Below are 21,356 nucleotides of genomic sequence, written 5' to 3'. Positions count from 1 at the left end.
TTGCCGATTTGCCGGAATTGTCATCCCCTTTTTACAAAGCGGCGTGGCTCAGGCCACCCGCAGGCCCAACTCACTGACCAGTTCAGCCGCCTGGCGCGGTGTGATCCAGGCGCCCTGGAACAGCTTGACGTCGGCCAGCGTGAGGCCCGACAGATCGGCTTCGCGCAGATCGGCATTGTCGAAGCGCGCCTGCTTCAGGCTGGCGTTGCGCAGGCTGCCGCCTTCGAACACGGTATCGCGAAAGTCGCAGGCGGCCAGGTCTGCGTCGGCAAAATCGAGCCCTTTCAAGGTCGATTTGCGAAACGACATGCGGCGCAGGTCGGCGCCGATCAAGAGGCATTCTTCAAAGGTGAGACCAAGGTGCGCCGCTTCCTCGAAATTGGCGCCGGTCAGCTTGCACCCCCGGAAGGTCAGGGACGCCAGCCGGGCGCGGCGCCAGCTGCTGTTGTTCAGGTCGCAGCTCTGGAACTGCGCATCGGTGAGGTCGGCCGCTTCAAAATCGGCTTGCCGGCCGCGGCACCGCTGCCAGGTGGTCTGGGCCAGCTTGGCCGCGTAGAACGAGGTCTCGGCGATGCTGCAGTTGATGAAATGGCTGCCGCGCAGATCGAGCCGCGCCAGGTCGGCATCATCGAGCATGCATTCCTGAAAGGTCACGCTGCCATTGGCCAGTGCCGCTTCGATTTCATCGCGGCTTGGTGAGTGATTAAATGTATGCATCTAATTGTTCCGGAAATCTCTTGTCAAAGCTGGTGCCGCTATTTAAGTTCTTATAGGGCGAAACATAGTCTACTTGAAATCGCCAGTGCCCCATTTTGCTGGCCCCATTGCAGCGCGAATAGTATCGTCTGTCACAGGCGGCGCAGGCTGTTGCACACATGATGGCAGCGCAAATGCTGAGTTTCAAGTTGAACAAAAAAAAGGTAAGATAGGGCGGCTCCCTTTATGTTTTTGATAAGCGCTTATTGTTGGTTATGCTTATTGAAAATAGTTGAAGGGTAATCGTGTTTGAGAAATTCGGAATCACAAGATGGATCATAAAAAAACGGCTGACTGGGAACTCGCTTCCGGTAGCTGGACGGTTGCGGCCAACGATGGCGAGATTCGCCTCAATCGCACGGTGATGGGCAATGCCGTCGCCGCCTCATTGAGTTCCGCCGACATTGCCGCGATCATGAACATGCGCCGTGCCAACGGTGCATCGACGCTGTACCCTCCCGAATTCAATTTTTCGCCGAGCGACGGCGCCCAACTGGCGCCGAACAGTGCAAGCAGCGCGAGCGGCGCCAGCTGGGTCGCCCCGAGCGGGGCGTCGTCCATCGTCGATGCCGGGATACCCGAAGCCGTCGGACTCAAGCGTACGCGCCACAGCGTGCCGGTCGATCGCCTGCGCCGGCATGACGCCGACAGCCTGGCCGACATGGAGCTGCCGCTGCCGCCCCCAGGCGAGTACGAATTTTTCTCGAGCACGTTCGGCACGGTCGATGCCGTTCTGCTGGCCCTCGATACCGGCAAGGGCACGCTGTTCGGCTGGTTGCCGGCGTCGAAAAAGTGGCAGCCGCTCGTCGGCGTCGGCGCGCGCCTGCTGTCCGAATCGACCTTGCCCGTGCATGCCTGGCGCGCCGAGATGGCCGCAACGTTCAATAGCCGCATCTACATCCCCACCGAACACGGCCTGGCCATGCTGGTGCCCGATTTCGCGGCCCTCCAGTTCAAGATCGATTACGTGGGCAACGCGCCGGTCGTGGGCGCCCCGGTGGCGTTCGATCACCAGGTATGGGCGCCGATCCAGCATGACGATGGCGTGGTGCAGTTCGTCTTTGCCGACGCCAACGGCGTAGCCGGCCCGCCGCTGCGCGTGGACGGCCGCTGGGCGCTGGGCACCATGGGCGCGCCATGCGCCTATGGCCGGCTCGCGGTGTGGCCGTGCGAGACGGGGCAGTTGCGCTTGCAGAAAATGACCGATGGCAGTGTTGCGGCCACCTACCTGGCCTGGCCAGAAGGCGTCAAGCCGCATTTCGAGTTCGGCAGCGTGCATATGGCGCGCTCGGGTTCGCTGTGGCAGTTGTGCTTCGACAGCAAGCTCGACAGCTACGTGTACGTGCGCCTCGGCGTGAACGAGCACGAACAAATCGCCGCGCTCAATCCGCGCATCTGCTCGGGCACCATCAATTACCGCTTTGCCACCAAGCTGAAAACCGATCCGTGGATCGAGCCTGAACACGGCGACGACGGCGCGGTCAATACGGTGGTCGTGCCGCTGCTCGAACTGGGCGAACGCAGCGCCGTCCTGGCCCTGCGCATCGACAGCAAGGCCGGCCTGGGCACGTTGCTCAATTCGACCGAGCGCATGCGCGCCCAACTGGTCTACGATGACGAAAACAACGACATCGTGTTCCACACCATCGCCGTCAGCAAGCCGTGGGAACTCCGGCTGTTCTTGCACAACCATTATCTGTGGGCATACCACCCCGGCATGCAGCGCATCCTCGGCTGGGATGTCCAGCAATGATGCCGACTGCCTGGTTTGCGGCGCTCGCTGGCGTCGTGCTGTATCTGTTTGCCGGGCCCGCCGCGGCTGTCCAGCAGGCGTTCCTGGTGCAGAATTCCGGCTGGATGGAGCCGTTCTATGCCGATCCGCAATCGCAGTTCAAACCCTTGATCGCCGCCGTGGCCAATGCCGCGGCGCGCCCGGGCGACAAGGTCATGGTGCTTGCGTTCAGCCAGTCCAGCGGCAGCAATGTCTCGCCACGCCTGCTGGGCGAAGGCAATGGCGCCGCCGCGGTCGCCGGCTGGCTGGCGCCGCTCGAGCCTGCGCGCAAGAGCGGCACCGCACTGGCCGACACCGATTTCCGCGAAGCGGTGACCAGGACCATCGGCGAAACCTTCAAGTCGCGCCCTGGCATCATCTGGATTTTTACCAACAACAAGAATAGCCCCGGCAACGATCCCGCCACGGCAACGCGCAACCTGGAATTCTACCGCTTGCTGCACCTGGAGCCGTCGATCACGCGCACCGTGGTGTTCCCGCTGCGCATGCCAGTGCAAGGCAAGTTCTTTGCCGCCAAGGGTTTGATGGTCTACGGGCTGGCCTATGGCAAGGAAGCTGGCGACGAACTGGGCCGCATGGTGGCCGAAGGCCGGCTGGCGAAGATTCTCACCAAGCCCCCGGCGCGCCTGAAACCGGTCGACCAGGATGGCGTGCGCATCGTGCCCGAGGCCGTGCTGAATACGCCGAATGTCACCGCTTCGATGGGCGCCGACAAGCGCACCGTCGTGCTCGACGTGGACGCCGACAAGCTGGTGCCGCACATCCGTTTGAAGGCTTCCTTGCAGAACCTGTTCTATCCCTACCTGATCGCCGGGGCCAGCGTCGATGGGCAATTGCGCACGCGCGCCGGCACGACGCCGCTGACCGTGGCGCCGACGGCGGTGACCAATCTGGCGCCGGGCGCCAGCCAGTCGATCGACGTCAGCTTCAAGCTGCCGCTCGAAGAAGTGCCTTCGGCCTGGTCGCGCCAGGCGATCGCGGCGATGGGCAAGCAAGTCATCATGCCGATGTCGGTGGGCCTTGGCCTGAGCAATCAACGGCTGGCCTTGCCGGCATCGTTCAAGACCGAGATGCAGGATCTGTTTCCGGGCGACCCGCTGTCGGACGTCTTCGTGCCGCCGGACAGTGTGCGCTCGTCCACGGCGCAGGTGCCGCTGATCGTGCGCGTGCAATATCCATTGACGCCCGTGCTGGTGATGGTAGGCGGTGTGCTGGCCTTGCTGCTGGCGCTGGCGGCATTCGGCCTGCTCGCCATGAAGAGCACGCGCTATCCGATCGTCGTCAATGGCGTGCGCCGCAACGTGGTGCTCAAGCCGTTCAAGTCGCTGGCGATCCAGTCCGACGACGGCGTGGCGGTCGGCGAAATCCGGCGCGGTCTCGGCCGGCCCGCGGTGGTCAAGGTCGAGTCGGGCCAGACATTGACGATCGCATCGTAATCAATTCAAGTAGTCCCTACATCAATCAGGAGAACGTGGCATGACGCAGCAAGCAAAAGATAACGCAGGCTTTACCCTGCCGGCCCCGGTCGAAGGCGAGCAGGCGCCAGCCGCGCCGGCAACCCCGGCCATGGGCACGGCCGAGACCGTCGAATCGCTGCCGGCGACGACGGGCGCCGAGGTCGATACGTCGTCGCGCGATGCGCTGATCGGCGGGGGCGTGCTGCTGGTGCTGTTCATTGCGTTCTTCTTTGCCAAAAATGCGTACGCGAACATGTTGGTTAGCAAGCGCGTGCCGCCGGGCAAGGCTAACGCGTCGGGCTGGTGGCTGTTCATTTTCCTGGCCAGCCTGTCGACCGGCGTGGTGCTGGCCGCGATCAATGCGCCAAAGTTCATGGCGCCGTTGATCATCGGGCCGCTGACGCTGATCGGCCTGATTGCGCTGGTGCTGATGCTGCTGTCCTCCCGCAAATAACAAGCCCTAGACCAGGAACCACGCGACATGGCAGATAATCTGAACCAAACGATCGGCGCCGATTTCGGTATCGGCATTGGCGAGCGCAAGCAGGAGCAGAGCATCGACCTGCGGCCGACGCTGTTCATCGGCATTGGCGGCACCGGTATGGAAGTGCTGATGCGCGTACGCCGCCGCATCCTCAATACGCTGTGGGGTGGCAACGGCGCGCGCACCCGCGTGGAGAGCCTGGCCGAGTTCCCGGTCGCGCAGTTCATCCAGTTCGACCTGGATACCGGCGCCGTCATCGACAGCGGCCGGGCACAGGCCGAAGACCTGCAATTTGACCAGGTCAAGTTCACCGACGAGGAAAAGATCGTCGAGGCCTTCGACATGGACAAGTACAGCCGTGACGACGATGCGCTTGAGAAATATCCGCACATCAAGGAATGGCTGTCGCTGACGCCGAAGAAAATCCGCGAACTGGGCATCGATCCATCGAAGGGTGCGGGCCAGATCCGCGCCGTCTCGCGCCTGTACCTGTTCGACAAGTACACCAAGATCCGCGACAAGATTCGCCTGAAGCTCAAGACGCTCAAGGCCGGCCTGTCGCACGAGCAGCAACTGGCGCGCCTGGGCCTGCGCATGGAAACCGAGAAGTTCCGCATCGTCATCGTGGGCTCGGTGGCGGGCGGCACGGGCTCGGGCGCGTTCCTCGACATGGGCTTGCTGGCGCGCTGGCTGGCCAAGTCCGAGGTGGGCAATGCCGACGTCGAACTGATGCTCTTCCTGCCCACCGGTTATGCCGGCGCCAACAAGGAGCGCACCGAAGCGAACGGCTACGCCGCGCTGATGGAACTCGAATCGGCCATGCTCGGCAACAAGGGCTACGTGGGCCGCTGGGATGCCTACGACCAGCCCGAACTGCCGCGCGAGCCGTACAGCGAAGTCTATCTGATCGACTCCGGCAACCTGGCCCAGCAGCATACGAATGACGTCAAGGATGTCTACCACATGGTGGCCGACACGCTGTTCGAAGACTTCGCGTCGGGCGACTTCGCGCGCCGCAAGCGCTCGGTGGCCGTGAACCAGGCGCAGCACAAGAACTTCCTGCACGATGCGCTGGTGCCTAAGAACCGTTTCGCCGACATGCGCCTGTCGTACTCGAAGCGTTTTTCTTCGTTCGGCCAGGCCGTGCTCGACTCGCGGCAAGAGGCGCGCCGCGACGAGCGCGCGCACCGCTGGGCCGGCGCCATGCTCAAGGCCTTCTTCGGCGTGGGCGGTGTCGACACGGGCGCCAACCGCGCCACCGACAAGCAGCGCGACGAATTCATGGCGGCCCAGATGGCGCTGCGCGCCGCGCCGTTCAGCGACTTCCCGACCTTCTCCGACCGCAACGTCGAGCTGAAGCGATCGAGCGGCGAGTTCCTCGATTACGCCCTCGTCGACGACCTGCTGCAAGACAAGCACGGCCTGCTGCTGGCCGGCGTCGAGCAGCGCGTCAATGGGCGCATCGACAGCATCCGTACCGGCTTTGACCGCGCCGAGTGGCCGACGCAGGTGCGCGAGACGGTCCAGCAGCTCGAACGCGACTCGGTGCGCGACCAGGATTCCACCGCCGACACCACCGAAGACCGCGTGGTGAAACGCCGCCGCGAAGTGCTCGAACGCATCAAGCTCGCGATTCGCGACCAGCTCTACGCCTACCTCGACAACAAGGATTTCGGCGGCCTCGAATACGTGCTGTCGCTGGTCGAGCAGATCAAGGACCGGCTGGAGGCGCCGGGCACCGGCCTGATTAGCGCGCTGAAACTCAACAGCGAGCGTTACCGCGAAATCAAGGAAGCGGTGCGTACGCGCGAATACGAGCGCCTGCTGGCCAATCTTGAACAGACCAGGGGCGGCTTCCTGGGCATCGGCAACAACGAGAAGCAGGCCGTCACGGTGCTGGACCACCTGCGCATCGAAATTGCCAACGCGCTCAAGTTCCACCTGCGCGCCAAGGCCGCCGACGAGGCCGCGATCCTGATGGCCGACCTGTCCGCGTGGCTCGGCAAGAAGAATGGCGTCGATGCCCAGGGCCGCGCCATCTGGAACGGCCTGGTCGGCGAATTCCAGGCCGGCCGCGAATCCGTGCTGGCCATGCTCGGCCAGCTGCAGCACGCCAACGCCATCATCCAGCAAGACCTGAATAAAGACCACGCCACATTGATCACGGTGCCAGTGGCCGAGCGCAATGTGCCGATGCCAAGCGCGCTGCAGTTGCGGGAATGGGCCGACGAAGCGTTCAAGGACCTGGGCGGCTCGAAGGTGCTGTTCCCGATGCTGGGCGACAGCGCCCAGCGCAGCGACATCCTCAACAAAGTCAAACGCATGGCCGAGCGGCAGTTGTCGCTGGCGGGGGCGGGCGATGCAGAAAGCGTCGACAACGATCCCTTGATCGAAGCGCTCGAGCAGATGAATCCGGCTGAACGCATGGACCGTTTCCGCAAGCTGCTGGCGTGCGCCATGCCATGGATCGACGCGAACCTGTCGGGCGACTTCACGGTCAAGGCCGACCAGTTCAAGTGCTTCGTGGGCGTGGCCAACGCTGACCGCTTCAAGCGCCTGTTCGGCGCCGAGCTCAACACCTGCATCCCGACGCACGCCAACATCACGGCGGCCCAGTTGTCCATTGTCGAGACCGGCGTGCCGGGCCGCGCGGTGTGCTACTGCGAACTGTCCGGCATTCCGATGACGGTGCTGCGCGGCATGGAAGGATGGCGCACCAGCTACCGCAAGGAAGCGGAAAAGAACCCGACCCACACGCACATCGACTCGACCCAGTTCAGCCACCCGATGGCGCCGACGACCGATGAGATCAACCGGCTGGCGGAGGACTTCAAGCAGTACCTGCTGGCCGTGATGCTGGGCCTGCTCACCCGCTCGACCCAGCGCGTGATTCCGCGCGGCCAGTATCAGTTCGCCGTCGCGCGTGGCGATGTGCGTCGCATCGGCAACGAACGCGCCATCCGCCAGAACGGTCTGCCGGCCACCTACCGCGACGCCATTGTCGAACGCGTGCAGGAGCGCCTGGCCGAGCTCGATGCGAGCCAGACCGTCGCGCTGGCTGCGCTGGCCAGCTATTACGAGACGGCCGTGTACACGCCGAAACTGGTGGAAGACGCAACCGGCGCGCAGGACGACCGCAAGGGCTTTGCCAGCGCAATTGCCGGCGAGGCCAGGCGCGAGCTGGCCGAGAAGGCCCGCCGCAAGGGCATGAGCCAGCGCGACATCGACCGCGCCGACGAGCAATTGCTTGAGGTACTGAGCGAGTGGGCGAGTGTCGTGCCGGATTCGGATGAGGACGCCTACGACTGGGAGGTGCGCGAGCCGGGCGAGGATGGACATCTGCGTCTGAAGTACGTCGTCAAGCCGGATGCCTTCAATGCCGGCAAGCTCGATGGCTTGCTGGCGCCGCAGGCAACTGCGCCCATTGCCACGTTCCCGGCCGGCGCGCCGGGCATGCCGCCGCCACTGGGCGCGACGCCACCGCCATTGGGCGGCATGCCGCCACCGCTCGTCGAGCATCAATATCACCTGGGCATTGGCGGGCAGCAGTTCGGGCCGTACACCGCGCAGCAGATCGTGCAGATGGTGCAGGCGGGGCAGGTCGTGGTCGCCGGCACGAAGGTGTGGCGCGCTGGCCTTGCCGCCTGGGGCGAGCTGGCGCAGTTGCCGGAATTGACGATGTTGTTCGCACCACCGGCCGCGCCGCCAGCGCCACCACCGTTGCTCTAAGGATGAAACTTTGAAACAGTGTTCTGTCTGCAGCGCAACGCTGCAGGGTGAGGTCGCTTACTGCCCCTTCTGTGGCGAAGGGACCGACGCAGCGGCGCGCACGGCGAAGCAGGGCAGGGCTGCTGCCATGACTGCGCCGGCAGTGCCGCTTCAGGCGCCGCCAAGCGTACCTGCACCTGCCGCGACGATCGTGACACCGCCGCCCGCTTCGGCGCCGGCGGCCATTATCCCGCCAGCGGCGCCACGGCCGGCCACGCCCCCAACGCCCGCGCGGCCTGTTCCCGTCGCCGACCGCGCACCGCCACCGCCCGCGAACAAAAAGGGCGGGAAGGGCAAGTGGATTGCCGGCGGGCTCGTGCTGCTGTTAGTCGTGTTCTATAACATGAGCTCCGGAGATAAACCGCTGGTCGAGGAAAACGCGTGCGAAACAGCGTTTGATTTGGGAACGAAAGCCGTCACGGCCGGCGACCTGACAGCCGCGCGCACGCACGCTCTGCGGGCCAGCGCCGAATGCGGCGACAGTGGCCGCGCCAAGACCGACACCTTGCAACGTGCGATTGCGGCGGCAGAAAAGACCGACAACGCGTGCCTGCGCAATTTCCGCACGATCGACGGCTTGATGCAGGACAGCCGCCCCGGTCGTGCGCGCGCGGGCCTGAACGAATTGACGGCAGCATGTTCAAACAAGCCGGAAGCCGAAGCACTGCGCAATCGATTGGAAGCGACGCAAGAAGCCGTGCAGGCGGCGCTGGCCGAGGTGCGCACTGCGCTCGGTGCGCGCGACCCGGCGCAAGCCAGGGCCGCGCTGGCCAAGCTCTCCGGCCTGAACCGCGATGAGCCGAACCTGGGGCAGCTCAAGGGCGAGATCGATGCACTGGCGGCTGCCATTGCTCCAGCAGCACAACCGGTGCAGCCCGCCGAGGTCTTCATGCCCGGCGCCGCGCCGGTCCAGCGCCCGTTAGCGCGGGATGTGGAGCGTGCTGCAACGCGTGCGCCGGATACTGGCGCAGCCCAGCGCACTGCGATGGCATCGACGTTCCTGCGCGATGCCGAGCAGGCGCTGTCGCAGCGCAAGTTCGATGCCGCCAAAACCTACGTGGAAAGCGCGCGCCGGGTCGACCCCGACAACCCGCGCCTTGACAGCTTGATGCAGCAGATCCGCGACCGTGAGCGCCAGATGCTGCAAGAAGAAACGACCATCAGATAATGTCCGTCTTATCGGGAAATAACATGAAAACGCCAATGAACAAGATCGTTGCGCTGACCTTGCTGACCAGCCTGGTTGCAGGCTGCGCCACCACGGGCCAGAGCGGCATGACGCAAACGCAGTACCCGCAGGGCGGCGTCGCCGCCGAGCAAGATCCTTGCGCAGTCGGTTCGTCGGCACTGATGGGCGCCGCCGCCGGCGCACTGCTCGGCGCGCTGATCGATGGCAAACGCGGCGCGGCGCGCGGCGCTGCCGCCGGTGGCATCGTGGCGGCACTCGGCTGCGTGGCGATCAACTCGCAATCGCGCCAGACGCGCAGCGCGGCCCAGGTCGACGGCGATTTCATCCGCACGCGCGGCCGCCTGCCGGCAGAGCCGCAAGTGGTGTCGTATCAGCCACGCCTGACCAACAGCACGGTACAGCGCGGCAAGCCGGTGGTGGTGACGTCGACCGTCGAACTGGTGAATGGCGCAGCGACGCCTGTGCGGGAAGTGCGTGAAGAACTGGTGGTGTTCGATCAGGATGGCAAGCGGTTTAAATCGGGGTCCAAGCCACTGGTGAACAGCTCAGGCGGTCGCTTCGAGAATTCGTTTGAAATCACATTGCCGAAGGATGCGTCGCAGGGCAGGTATGCAATGCAGACTAATTTGTACGTCAATGGGAAGCTGTCGGCCTCGCGGGATTTGAATACGCAGTTGGTGTGGAATGGCGTGGCGCCCGTGCTGGTGCTGGTGGCGAGCCGCTGATCGGTTGACGGGTCACTGCATGACTCCAGTGGCGGCTGACGTGTCGACGGGCGCCCGAGCGGCCCCGCATGAACGTCAGGCCCGTCGACGGTCAACCAGGCCCGGAGGTGGCGCAGCAAGCATGACGGCGCGCGTCGAGTCGTTGGTGATCGCCGCCTCGACGATCCGGTTGAGGTCGCGCGGTGAGATCGGAAAGTCGACGTAGGCGGACACTGTTCTAAGGTGCATCGTTTCGGCTTGATAGGCCACCCCGACGATCACTGGAGGGCGCTGCGGTGCAGTTCGTAGTGCCTCCACAAACGATGAGATGTCTTCCGCGTACTGGCTGACGCCAGCAACGACAAGACTGTAGTCGCCGCTACTGATCATCGACAGGGCGCGACGCTGGTCGCCAGTGCACACGGCGGGTATGGCGTGAAGGTAGAAGACTTGTTTCAGGTCGTGCCGGGCGAGCATATCACTATCGAAGATCAGTACTTTCATTGGACAGGACGCTTGAGGCAAAAGGAGCTGATGTTAGCCTGTCATGGTTCAGCGTCAGGGTCAGCGTACGTCTTGTGAGCGTGTGGGACCGGACTGACTTGACTCGTCAGGTGGTTCAAAGATGAGCCAGCCACGATGATGATCTTGTACCTCCTAAAAAATGAGCTACCGCCCGGATCCCTGTAGCTAAAAGGCTTGTGTAGTCCGTACCTGCTACAGCGAGTTTTTGTGTATCGCCCGCAGCGAAACGGTGGCTTTTCTTATGTATGCATTACATCTCCAAAACAGCAATTCTCTGAGTGCCTTTTGACCATTGCTATTACGCATGAATTAGCAGAAAATTAAGCACAAAAAGCGATAGCGATTTTTCGTGGTAGCTACAAAAATGTGCGAGGAAAATTAATGCTAGAACGAATCCAGCGAGTCCAAGGAATCGGATTGTTGCATGATGTAAATGCGAAGCCACATCAGCTTCAAAAAGCTACTCTCATCTATGCAGACAATGGCCGCGGGAAGTCAACGTTAGCGGCAATATTGAGGTCAGCCTCAACGGGCTTGCCAGAGCCAATCGAGGAGCGACGGACAGTCGATGGGACGTTGCCACCAAGCGTGTTATTGGACTTTTCCAACGGCGTTAAAGCAGAGTATGCGACCAAGAAGTGGACCAAAGCGTGCCCCGAGGTGCTCATCTTCGATGGCGGATTCATTGAAGAAAATGTTTGCTCTGGCGGGGCGGTTGGCCCTGGCCACAGAAAGAACCTTCTGCAGTTCGCACTTGGAGCGGCAGCGGTTGATGCGAGAAAAAAAGAAGAGCATGCCACTGCCGAAACTGTGAAAGCGACCGAGGCGTGTAGGCAGGTCACAGCTCAGCTTGCGGGATACCATGGTTCATTGGCGCTTTCGGCCTTTGAAAAGCTGGTTTTACCTGCAGATGCGGATGCGCAAATCGCAGCACTTCAAAAACGCTTAGCCGTGGCAACCGGGGCCGCTGAGGTATTGAAACGCCCGATCCCACGAGAAATCGAATTGCCACGATTTGATTCCAACGCATTGTTTGGCATTCTCCAGACGACGCTTGAGGACATCCAGAACGATGCCGAGCTGCTTGTTCGGAATCATATTGCATCCGTTCCAATTCTAGGTATCGAAGGATGGATCAGTTCCGGCCAGATTTTCGATGACGGTAGAAATTGTCCCTACTGCGCACAGAACACAACGGGCTTAGGACTCCTGCACGCATATAAAACACATTTCAATACGGCATATTCCAGCTTGAAGTCTAAGGTTGCTCAACTGAATCGCGGGCTTGAGGTGCGTTTAGGCCCGCAAATCATAGCAACCTTTATTGATCGCCTTGATACCGTGGTCGCACAGCGGGAAACCTGGGTGCAGGATATTGATTTGGTTCTACCTGAATTTGATAAGGCTACTGCCGAGGATCTTTTAACTGCGCTTAATCATCTACTAACCAAACTTATACAGGCTAAAGAAGTTGATCCGACATCCAAGGTCGGCGAAGCAGGTGATATCTTTCAAACGGAGCAGCTTTGGGCGGCACTCGTGTGCTTGATGGAGAGCACAAATGAACAGATACGGCGGTGTGGATCAGCTATTGAACTGTTCAAAAAGGGCCTTGCACAGGAACAGCCAGCTAGCGTTCAGGTGAAAATAAATACGCTGATCGCAGCCAAGCGCCGGGCTGAGCCGGTAGTTGTTGCATTACTCACGAGCTTAAAGGCAAGCAAGGTCACAGAGGCGACATGTCAAGCAGCGAAGAAAAAAGCACGTGAAGAACTTGATGCGATTATGTCAACTACGTTAGGCGTATACGAAAAATCGATAAACGTCCTGTTGCAGAAGTTTGGCGCTACGTTTCGGATTGAGAAGATGGACGCTAACTTTAGGGGTGGCGCGCCGCGCACAGATTATGGAATCAAGATGCGTGGGAAGTCAGTGGTTTTAGACGGCGGTGTACCACGATTTGCGACCGCTCTTAGTGATGGTGATAAACGGACCTTGGCATTTGCTTTTTTTGTTGCATCAAGCGCAGCAGACCCGAAGATTCAAAGTAGGATTATCGTCATCGACGACCCTATGTGCAGTCTTGACGCAAATCGAAAGCATCATACTAAGACCGTCCTGCGTTCGCTGCATGCCAAAGCTGACCAGCTTATTCTTCTAGCTCATGACCCATTCTTTATTCGAGACCTGCGTGACGAGTTGTTGTCGAAAGATGGGCAATCTCAGGTACAGATTCTGCAATTATGTCACGCCGAAAACGGTTATACCAAAATAAGTAAATTCGATGTGAGTCAAGCATGTGAATCAAAATATTATCGAAACCACCGTATGCTTAAAGAATTTTGTTCTGGCACCCGCCAGGAGGAACGAAATGTGGCCATGGCGTTGCGGCCATTCTTGGAAGGGTATATCCATCGACGCTTCCCGTTATTGGTTCCGGAAGAGGTTATGTTTGGCAGCGCAATTGGAATCATTAAGGCGGCCCAATCACCAAGCCCGTTAGCATTCGCGCACGCTCTGGTTGACGAGTTGAGCGAGTTAAATGCTTATGCCAGCCAATTCCACCACGACACGAACCAAGGAAATGCAGACGGCGTACCTGTAATAGCAGAGGAGCTTCGCGCGCATTGTGAACGTGCTCTCCATCTTGCGTACAGCGGGCAGGCGAGAGCATAGAGTTAATCGATTAGATCTGCCCAGCCCCCAGTAGGCTATTTTTCTGAGAGCGCATGGAGATAAAATGCGTTAACCATCAGCAAGGTGCCAAAGCCCGTAGCTCATGATTGTCCAGTTCAGACCCTCCAAGATTCGAATTTGAACCTAACGTGTACCCGAGGCCTCGCTATTATTGAAGGCATTAAACAAACCTAGAACGCATATTTAATTAGCCACGACCTTTATGAAGATAACTCCAACGACGCTCACACTCCAACAGTTCTTCTCAGTCGGCAACGAGCAGTTCCTGATTCCGCCATACCAACGCCGCTATGCATGGGGTCAACGCCAGCAGCGTGAATTGTTCGACGACCTTCGCCTGCTTGCGTCAGGCGACACCCACCTATTGGGCACGGTGCTCTTCCTCTCGGAAACCCACAGGCCTGGAATTAACCAACTTGAACTAGTGGATGGCCAGCAACGTGTCACAACCATCACGATCCTGATGCGCGTACTGGCGCGTCGATTTGAGCATGAGAAGAAGGAAAAGACCGCGCAGAAGATCGCGGAGCTGCTGCAGTGTGAGGGCGTGGATGAGCAAGTGATGCCGAAGCTTCAGCTCGGCGACCTCGACCATAGTGACTATGTGCGTATCATGGACGGCGGCGATATCTCGGAGACTCAAAACGGTTACCTGTCTGGTGCTTACCAGAACTTTACCCTTTGGGTGGGACAGTTGTCCGTGGATGACCTTAATGCATTCTTCCACAAGCTCATGAACAGTGCGTCGATCATTCGGTTGGATGTAGGGGCAGCCAAGGATGCATACAAGCTGTTCGAGACGATCAACAATCGTGGGTTACGACTGAAGCCAACGGACATTATCAAGAACTTCCTGCTCGGGCACGCATCGTCGCTGCCTGCCGGCACATTGGACAAGGTGAAAGACGACTGGCGCAAGTTGACTGTCTTGCTGGATGGGCTGGACAGTGATGACTTCTTTCGCCAATGGCTGGGGGGTAAATTACACCGAAAGGTCACCAAGACCAAACTCGTGGCCGACTTCAAAGCATACTACCTGCGCCATGTGCAGGAAGCCGAGAGCATGGCCGAGTTCATATCGTCCACCATCAAGGACGACGAGGACGAGGACGAGTCCGAGGATGTGGCTATCACCTATGAGCCGGACGAAACCACCGAAACACCCGTCAAGATCAAGAAGATCAAGCTCACGATGTTTGCCAAGGCGCTGCGGCGTTCGGCCGAACTGTACGCTGAATTGCTATGGCACCAGACCACATCTGCCAAGGTGAACCGGCATATCGCAAACCTGTGGCGTATCAAGGCGTTTCAGGCATTCACTTGGCTGCTAGACATGTTCGGACGTCAGAGCCTGGACGAGAAGGCCCAGGTTCGATTGCTGCGGGCATTAGAGGCCTTCATGATGCGTCGGCATATCTGCGAGAAGCGCTCCAACGAGTTAGAGACCATCTTCGCAGGTCTGACGGGCATTGCCGAAGAGGGCTACGAGAAAGCAGTCCTAGAGATACTGAGGGATCATACGCCAGACGATGACGAGTTCGAGTCCGCCTTCGCTTCGTTCCCGTTCGTCCCTGCAGTGATCAACCGTGCCCGCTATGCGCTGGAAATGTTCGAGTACCAAGCCATCGGGCACAAGAACGAATACTACCTTGCCGAACCTGACGAGCTGGAGCTTGAGCACATTATCCCGAAGGCCGCTGACAAGGCCACCACCAAGAAGGAATTCGGCGACTGGCCAAGTTACTTGGGCGAAGGCTGGAAGGCCAAGCATACCAAGATGTTGCATCGCATCGGCAACATGACCTTGCTGGCCGATGAACTGAACGTGGTGGCATCGAACAACCCGTTTTTGGCTAAGCGCAAGGAGTACGCTCAGTCCAACATTCAGCTCACCAAGGATCTTGTTAGCCTTCCCCATTTTAAATTCAGACAGGTAGAGGATCGTTCCAAGGCTTTTGCCAAGCAGGCCGTGATGCTGTGGAGGGTTTAATTAGTCGTGTTTGAATTCGCCTTAACAGGAGGCGGCAATCTCAGCTTCCTGGGGGGAGGGCGACTGGTTGCTCTACGCGGTATGTTTGCTGGTCAGCGAGCTAAGTTGCTATTATGCAACGGCGCACACATCTGGGTGCGCCATTTATAAGGAAGCCTAGGCCTGAGAGTGGAGGCAATGCCGTAATCTTTTAGCCTTAAGTTAGCGTCTGCTGATGGGTGACGCCTTATGTTTGCGATGGCGGTTTAGGGGGCGCACTTTTTTCTTCGCTATATTTCTACAGTTTCGCGAATGCAGGGGCTAGTCTAGTGGCGAAGTGCCGATCAGTTAGGAATTACAAGTAGCGCTACAAGCGCCAGCTGCAAAATTGACGGAAGGTTGTAATGAAAAAAGGGTCACACGCCGAAGCATGTAACCCTTTTTTTCCTACGAATTCTGTGGGGTGGCTGATGGGGCTCGAACCCACGACAACAGGAATCACAATCCTGGACTCTACCAACTGAGCTACAGCCACCACTGAACTACATCTGTCTCGTTGTTTCCGCGACAGAACAAGATTATATAAACTTTAGGCCATGCTTGCAAATTTAATTGTATGGCGCGTCTGGCAACGGTTGTGGCTCAGCAATATCCACCGCGCAGACGGGAGGATCGATCCCCAGCAAGCTGCGAAAAGCGGCCCCGAACACCGTCGCACTGGCCGTTGTATAGCCAGTCAGCGCGGCAGGAATCGAACCCGCATCGGTAACGCGAAGAAGCCCACTCGCGGCAAGCAAGCGCGCCAACTGCCGCGCCACCGCGTCACCGGTATCGACCAGCGCCACGTCGCCACGCCCGGCGTCCAGCAGCAGGCGCTCGATCGCGCCACGCACCAGCGGATAGTGCGTGCAGCCCAGCACCAGCGTATCGGCATCCTGGGCCAGCAGCGGGGCGATGAAGCGCTCCAGCATCGATGTCGTGGCATGCGACGCCAGTTCACCGAACTCGATCTGATCGACCAGCCCCACGCACGGCTGCAGTAGAAATTCGACGCCGGTATCGCGATGGATCTGGTCGCGCAGTTGCAGGAACTTGGCCCCGCGCAGCGTGCGCTCGGTCGCCAGCACGCCGACCTTTTTGCTGCGCGTGAGGGCAGCAGCGGGTTTCAGTCCTGGCTCCACCCCGACAATCGGCATGCCCGGATGTGCCTCGCGCAGCACGCGCACGGCCGCCACGGTGGCCGTATTGCACGCCACCACGATCGCCTTCGCGCCTTGTGCAATCAAAAAATCGGCAATCGCCAGCACGCGCGCGATGACCAGCGCTTCCGGCTTGTCGCCATATGGGGCATAGCCGGTGTCGGCAACATACAGCAGGTGTTCATGCGGCAGCTGCGCCTGGATGTGGCGCAGCACCGAAAGACCGCCGACGCCCGAATCAAAGATGCCGACCGGGGCGTCGTGGGGAAGCGTGGCAGGAACCATGCAAGTAAGGAGTGTGTTTATGCGACGTTGATCGGCACACCGCGCAGCGATTCAATCTTGGCCGACCATTCCTTCGGCCCGGTGTTGTGGACCGAGGTGCCGGTCGAATCGACGGCGACGGTCACCGGCATGTCGGTCACGTCGAACTCGTAGATCGCTTCCATGCCCAGATCGGCAAAGCCGACGACGGTGGCCGACTTGATCGCCTTCGAGACCAGATACGCCGAGCCGCCCACCGCCATCAGGTACGCCGACTGGTGCTTCTTGATCGATTCGATCGCCACCGGGCCGCGCTCGGCCTTGCCGATCATCGAGATCAGGCCGGTCTGCTCGAGCATCATGTCGGTAAACTTGTCCATGCGCGTCGCGGTCGTCGGGCCAGCCGGGCCGACCACTTCGCTGCCCACCGGATCGACCGGGCCGACGTAATAGATCACGCGGTTGGTGAAGTCCACCGGCAGCGATTCGCCCTTGGCCAGCATGTCCTGGATGCGCTTGTGCGCGGCGTCGCGGCCGGTGAGCATCTTGCCGTTGAGCAGCAGGGTCTGGCCCGGCTGCCACGAAGCGACTTCTTCTTTCGTCAGCGTGTTCAGGTCGACGCGTTTCGATTTCTGGGTGTCCGGCGTCCAGTTCACATCAGGCCAGCTCGACAGCGCAGGCGGTTCGATGTACACCGGGCCCGAGCCATCGAGCACGAAGTGCGCGTGGCGCGTGGCGGCGCAGTTCGGGATCATCGCCACCGGCTTCGAGGCCGCGTGGGTCGGGTACATATTGATCTTCACGTCCAGCACCGTGGTCAGGCCGCCCAGGCCCTGCGCGCCGATGCCCAGCGCATTGATCTTGTCGCACAGTTCGATGCGCAGCTCTTCGAGCTTGTTGTTCGGGCCGCGCTGGCGCAGCTCGTACATGTCGATGTCTTCCATCAGCGACTCTTTGGCCATCAGCATCGCCTTTTCAGCGGTGCCGCCGATGCCGATGCCGAGCATGCCCGGCGGGCACCAGCCCGCGCCCATCAGCGGCACGGTTTTCAGCACCCAGTCGACCAGCGAGTCGGACGGGTTGAGCATGACGAACTTGGTCTTGTTCTCGGAGCCGCCGCCCTTGGCCGCCACTTTCACGTCGACGGTCTCGCCCTCCACCAGTTCCATATGGACCACGGCCGGGGTGTTGTCCTTGGTGTTCTTGCGCTCGAAGTGCGGGTCGGCCACGATCGAGGCGCGCAGCTTGTTGTCGGCGAAGTTGTAGGCGCGGCGCACGCCTTCGTTGACGGCATCGGTGACGGTGCCCGTGATGCCCTCGAAGCGCACGCCCATGCCGATTTTCAGGAACACGTTGACGATGCCGGTGTCCTGGCAGATCGGGCGCTTGCCCTCGGCGCACATGCGCGAGTTCGTCAGGATCTGGGCGATCGCATCCTTGGCGGCCGGGCTCTGCTCGGCCTCGTAGGCGCGCGCCAGGTGCTGGATGTAATCCGCAGGGTGGTAGTAGCTGATGTACTGCAGTGCTGCCGCGACCGATTCGATCAGGTCGTCTTGGGTAATCACGGTTGCCATGTTCGCTCTTTCAGGAGTACCAGGAATGTTTTGGTTTTAGGCGTGCTTGTCGTTGTGCGTGCTCATCACGATGCGGTCGGTATAGGCGATCGCCATGGCCGAAAGCAGGAACGCGAAGTGGATCAGGGTTTGGAAGAACAGCGTCTTCACGTCGTACGACGACGCGTTGATGAAGGTCTTGAGCAGATGAATCGACGAAATGCCGATAATCGCCATTGCCAGCTTGGTCTTGAGGACCGACGCGTTCACGTGCGACAGCCACTCTGGCTGGTCCGGGTGACCATCCAGGTGCATGCGCGACACGAACGTCTCATAACCCCCGATGATCACCATGATCAGCAGGTTCGAGATCATCACCACATCGATCAGGCCGAGCACGACCAGCATGATGATGGTTTCATTGAGCCGCGTCGGGCGTACGGCGCCCGGGACGCTGACGGCATCGATGATGTGTTTGAGCGAGTCGGCATTGCCCATGGCGGCGCCGATCAGGTCGACGAGTTCGACCCAGAAGTGGAAGACGTAGACGCACTGGGCCAGAATCAGGCCAAGGTACAGCGGCAGTTGCAGCCAGCGGCTCGAGAAAATCAGGGAATTGAGGGGCGACAGCTTGCGAAACGGCTGGTTCGGGGGCAGAGACGACATCGGGATACAACTCCAGGAGGTGCGAGAAAATTCAGCACGGCATTTTACACCGGCGCCAGCGTTGCGGTGTCGTACGGCGCGCACTTGCACGCTTTACAACGGACGGCGTTAGAATGAGTCGGGCGGCGATGCCATGCCGCAGGGTTGCCATGTAAGGGCGTCGTAAGCGTGCGCCCCTATGGTATCGGCATAACCTAACTAAAATGGAGACCAGCATGTCCGAAAACGAGACGACGCAAGATCAATCCCAAGGCCGGCAAGAACACCGCGTATTCCAGCCGCCGCGCGAATTCACCGACAAAGCGGCGATCAGCGGCATGGCCGCCTACGACAAGCTGTGCGCCGAAGCCGCCAGCGACTACGAAGGTTTCTGGGCGCGCCTGGCGCGCGAGAACCTCGACTGGCACAAGCCATTTACCAGCACGCTCGACGAGTCCGACGCGCCATTCTACAAATGGTTCGGCGACGGCCAGCTCAATGCATCGTACAACTGCCTTGACCGCAATCTGACCAACGGCAACGCCGACAAGACCGCGATCATCTTCGAAGCCGACGACGGCGCCGTCAACCGGGTGACCTACCGCGAGCTGCACGAGCGCGTCTGCAAATTCGCCAACGCGCTCAAATCGCGTGGCATCAAGAAGGGCGACCGCGTCATCATCTACATGTCGATGTCGGTCGAAGGCGTGAGCGCCATGCAGGCCTGCGCGCGCATCGGCGCCACCCACTCGGTGGTGTTCGGCGGCTTTTCGGCCAAGTCGCTGCAAGAGCGCATCATAGACGCCGGCGCGGTCGCGGTCATCACGGCCGACGAGCAGCAGCGCGGCGGCAAATCGCTGCCCCTGAAAGCCATCGTCGACGAAGCGCTTGGCCTGGGCGGCTGCGATACCGTGAAGGACGTCATCGTCTACAAGCGCACCGGCGGCGACGTCGCCTTCAAAGAGGGCCGCGACCTGTGGCTGCACGAGCTGGTCGAAGGCCAGTCGGCCGAATGCGAACCGGAATGGGTGGACGCCGAGCACCCGCTGTTCATCCTCTACACGTCCGGCTCGACCGGCACCCCGAAAGGCGTGCAGCATTCCACCGGCGGCTATTTGCTGTGGGCCGCGCTGACCATGAAGTGGACGTTCGACCTGAAGCCGGACGACGTCTTCTGGTGCACCGCCGATATCGGCTGGATCACCGGCCACACGTATATCGCTTATGGCCCGCTGGCCGTCGGCGGCACGCAGATCGTGTTCGAGGGCGTGCCCACCTTCCCGAACGCTGGCCGTTTCTGGAAGACGATCGAGAAGCACAAGGTCAGCATTTTCTATACCGCACCGACAGCGATCCGCTCGCTGATCAAGGCGTCGGACGTGGACGAGAAAGTCCATCCGAAAAATTCGGATCTGTCGAGCCTGCGCCTGCTGGGTTCAGTCGGCGAGCCGATCAATCCGGAAGCCTGGATGTGGTACTACAAGAACGTGGGCGGCGAACGCTGCCCGATCGTCGACACCTTCTGGCAGACCGAAACGGGCGGCCACATGATCACGCCGCTGCCGGGCGCCACGCCCATGGTGCCGGGTTCGTGCACGCTGCCGCTGCCGGGCATCATGGCTGCCATTGTCGATGAAGCCGGCGCGGATGTGCCGAACGGGCAGGGCGGCATCCTGGTCGTCAAGCGCCCATGGCCGTCGATGATCCGCACCATCTGGAACAACCCGGACCGTTTCCGCACCAGTTACTTCCCGGATGAGCTGGGCGGCAAATATTACCTGGCGGGCGATGGCGCGATCCGCAACAAGGACACCGGCAACTTCACGATCACGGGCCGCATCGACGACGTGCTGAACGTGTCGGGCCACCGCATGGGCACGATGGAAATCGAATCGGCGCTGGTGGCCAATTCGCTGGTGGCCGAAGCGGCGGTGGTAGGGCGGCCGGATGACACCACGGGTGAATCGATCTGCGCCTTCGTCGTGCTCAAGGGCGCGCGGCCAACGGGTGAAGAAGCCAAAAAGATCGCGAACGAGCTGCGTGCGTGGGTGGGCAAGGAAATCGGTCCGATCGCCAAGCCGAAAGAAATCCGCTTCGGCGACAACCTGCCGAAAACCCGCTCGGGCAAGATCATGCGCCGTTTGCTGCGTGTGCTGGCCAAGGGCGAGAACATTACGCAGGATGTGTCGACGCTGGAAAATCCAGCGATTCTGGAGCAATTGAAAGAGTCGGCGTAAGCCGCAAAATCGACGCTAGCCACCACCCTCAAAACCGTCATTCCCGCGCAGGCGCACTGCTGTCCGGAATAATCTTGTTGACTGTCGCATCAGAATAGACATCCCTGATTTTTGATC

At 60.5% G+C, this 21,356-nt stretch carries 14 protein-coding genes and 1 tRNA gene; 9 read left to right on the top strand and 6 right to left on the bottom strand.

What is annotated here, in order from left to right:
• Nucleotides 1–48: 48 nt before the first annotated feature.
• Nucleotides 49–717 (bottom strand): pentapeptide repeat-containing protein, encoded by a 669-nt coding sequence (locus tag AB2N08_RS15465; protein ID WP_367611553.1) that lies wholly within the window; start codon nucleotides 715–717, stop codon nucleotides 49–51.
• A 310-nt stretch (nucleotides 718–1,027) separates the two neighbouring features.
• Here AB2N08_RS15465 and AB2N08_RS15460 point away from each other — a divergent pair, with 310 nt between their 5' ends.
• From AB2N08_RS15460 to AB2N08_RS15435, 6 genes are all read left to right on the top strand, one after another.
• On the top strand, nucleotides 1,028–2,509 hold the full coding sequence (locus AB2N08_RS15460) for a hypothetical protein (protein WP_367611552.1): 1,482 nt from the start codon (nucleotides 1,028–1,030) through the stop codon (nucleotides 2,507–2,509).
• The gene (locus tag AB2N08_RS15455) at nucleotides 2,506–3,984 is read left to right on the top strand and encodes a hypothetical protein (protein WP_367611551.1); all 1,479 of its coding nucleotides are present in this window, start codon (nucleotides 2,506–2,508) and stop codon (nucleotides 3,982–3,984) included. The genes AB2N08_RS15460 and AB2N08_RS15455 overlap by 4 nt, the downstream gene beginning before the upstream one ends.
• A 40-nt stretch (nucleotides 3,985–4,024) precedes the next feature.
• Nucleotides 4,025–4,459, top strand: coding sequence for a hypothetical protein (locus AB2N08_RS15450; RefSeq protein ID WP_367611550.1), 435 nt, complete (start codon nucleotides 4,025–4,027; stop codon nucleotides 4,457–4,459).
• A gap of 27 nt (nucleotides 4,460–4,486) precedes the next feature.
• On the top strand, nucleotides 4,487–8,218 hold the full coding sequence (locus AB2N08_RS15445; RefSeq protein ID WP_367611549.1) for a tubulin-like doman-containing protein: 3,732 nt from the start codon (nucleotides 4,487–4,489) through the stop codon (nucleotides 8,216–8,218).
• Nucleotides 8,219–8,345: 127 nt separating this feature from the next.
• The gene (locus AB2N08_RS15440; RefSeq protein WP_367611548.1) at nucleotides 8,346–9,425 is read left to right on the top strand and encodes a hypothetical protein; all 1,080 of its coding nucleotides are present in this window, start codon (nucleotides 8,346–8,348) and stop codon (nucleotides 9,423–9,425) included.
• A 35-nt stretch (nucleotides 9,426–9,460) separates the two neighbouring features.
• Nucleotides 9,461–10,171, top strand: a complete 711-nt coding sequence (locus AB2N08_RS15435; RefSeq protein ID WP_367611547.1) for a hypothetical protein — start codon at nucleotides 9,461–9,463, stop codon at nucleotides 10,169–10,171.
• Between the two features lie 75 nt (nucleotides 10,172–10,246).
• Here the strand turns inward: AB2N08_RS15435 and AB2N08_RS15430 are convergent, their stop codons facing one another.
• On the bottom strand, nucleotides 10,247–10,654 hold the full coding sequence (locus tag AB2N08_RS15430; RefSeq protein WP_367611546.1) for a hypothetical protein: 408 nt from the start codon (nucleotides 10,652–10,654) through the stop codon (nucleotides 10,247–10,249).
• A 402-nt stretch (nucleotides 10,655–11,056) separates the two neighbouring features.
• Between AB2N08_RS15430 and AB2N08_RS15425 the strand changes: the two genes are divergently transcribed.
• Entirely contained in the window at nucleotides 11,057–13,351 is a 2,295-nt protein-coding gene (locus tag AB2N08_RS15425; RefSeq protein WP_367611545.1) for an AAA family ATPase, read from the top strand.
• Between the two features lie 223 nt (nucleotides 13,352–13,574).
• Entirely contained in the window at nucleotides 13,575–15,362 is a 1,788-nt protein-coding gene (locus AB2N08_RS15420) for a DUF262 domain-containing protein (protein ID WP_367611544.1), read from the top strand.
• A gap of 438 nt (nucleotides 15,363–15,800) precedes the next feature.
• Here AB2N08_RS15420 and AB2N08_RS15415 read toward each other — a convergent pair.
• The 4 genes from AB2N08_RS15415 to AB2N08_RS15400 all read right to left on the bottom strand — a co-directional run bounded on the left by AB2N08_RS15415 (nucleotide 15,801) and on the right by AB2N08_RS15400 (nucleotide 19,023).
• Nucleotides 15,801–15,876, bottom strand: a tRNA-His gene (locus AB2N08_RS15415).
• A 73-nt stretch (nucleotides 15,877–15,949) separates the two neighbouring features.
• Nucleotides 15,950–16,825 (bottom strand): glutamate racemase, encoded by an 876-nt coding sequence (gene murI / locus AB2N08_RS15410; protein WP_367611543.1) that lies wholly within the window; start codon nucleotides 16,823–16,825, stop codon nucleotides 15,950–15,952.
• Between the two features lie 17 nt (nucleotides 16,826–16,842).
• Complete coding sequence (locus AB2N08_RS15405) at nucleotides 16,843–18,378, bottom strand: fumarate hydratase (RefSeq protein ID WP_367611542.1); 1,536 nt, start codon at nucleotides 18,376–18,378, stop codon at nucleotides 16,843–16,845.
• 36 nt (nucleotides 18,379–18,414) lie between these two features.
• Nucleotides 18,415–19,023 (bottom strand): TIGR00645 family protein, encoded by a 609-nt coding sequence (locus tag AB2N08_RS15400; protein WP_367611541.1) that lies wholly within the window; start codon nucleotides 19,021–19,023, stop codon nucleotides 18,415–18,417.
• Between the two features lie 215 nt (nucleotides 19,024–19,238).
• Here AB2N08_RS15400 and acs point away from each other — a divergent pair, with 215 nt between their 5' ends.
• Nucleotides 19,239–21,239 carry an acetate--CoA ligase gene (gene acs / locus AB2N08_RS15395; protein WP_367611539.1) on the top strand — a complete coding sequence of 667 codons (2,001 nt, stop codon included), beginning with the start codon at nucleotides 19,239–19,241 and terminating at the stop codon, nucleotides 21,237–21,239.
• Nucleotides 21,240–21,356: the final 117 nt, after the last annotated feature.

The organism is Massilia aurea (assembly GCF_040790145.1).
In the GTDB taxonomy this organism is placed as follows: Bacteria; Pseudomonadota; Gammaproteobacteria; order Burkholderiales; family Burkholderiaceae_D; genus Telluria; species Telluria aurea_C.
This window is presented reverse-complemented; position numbering and strand designations above follow the sequence as displayed.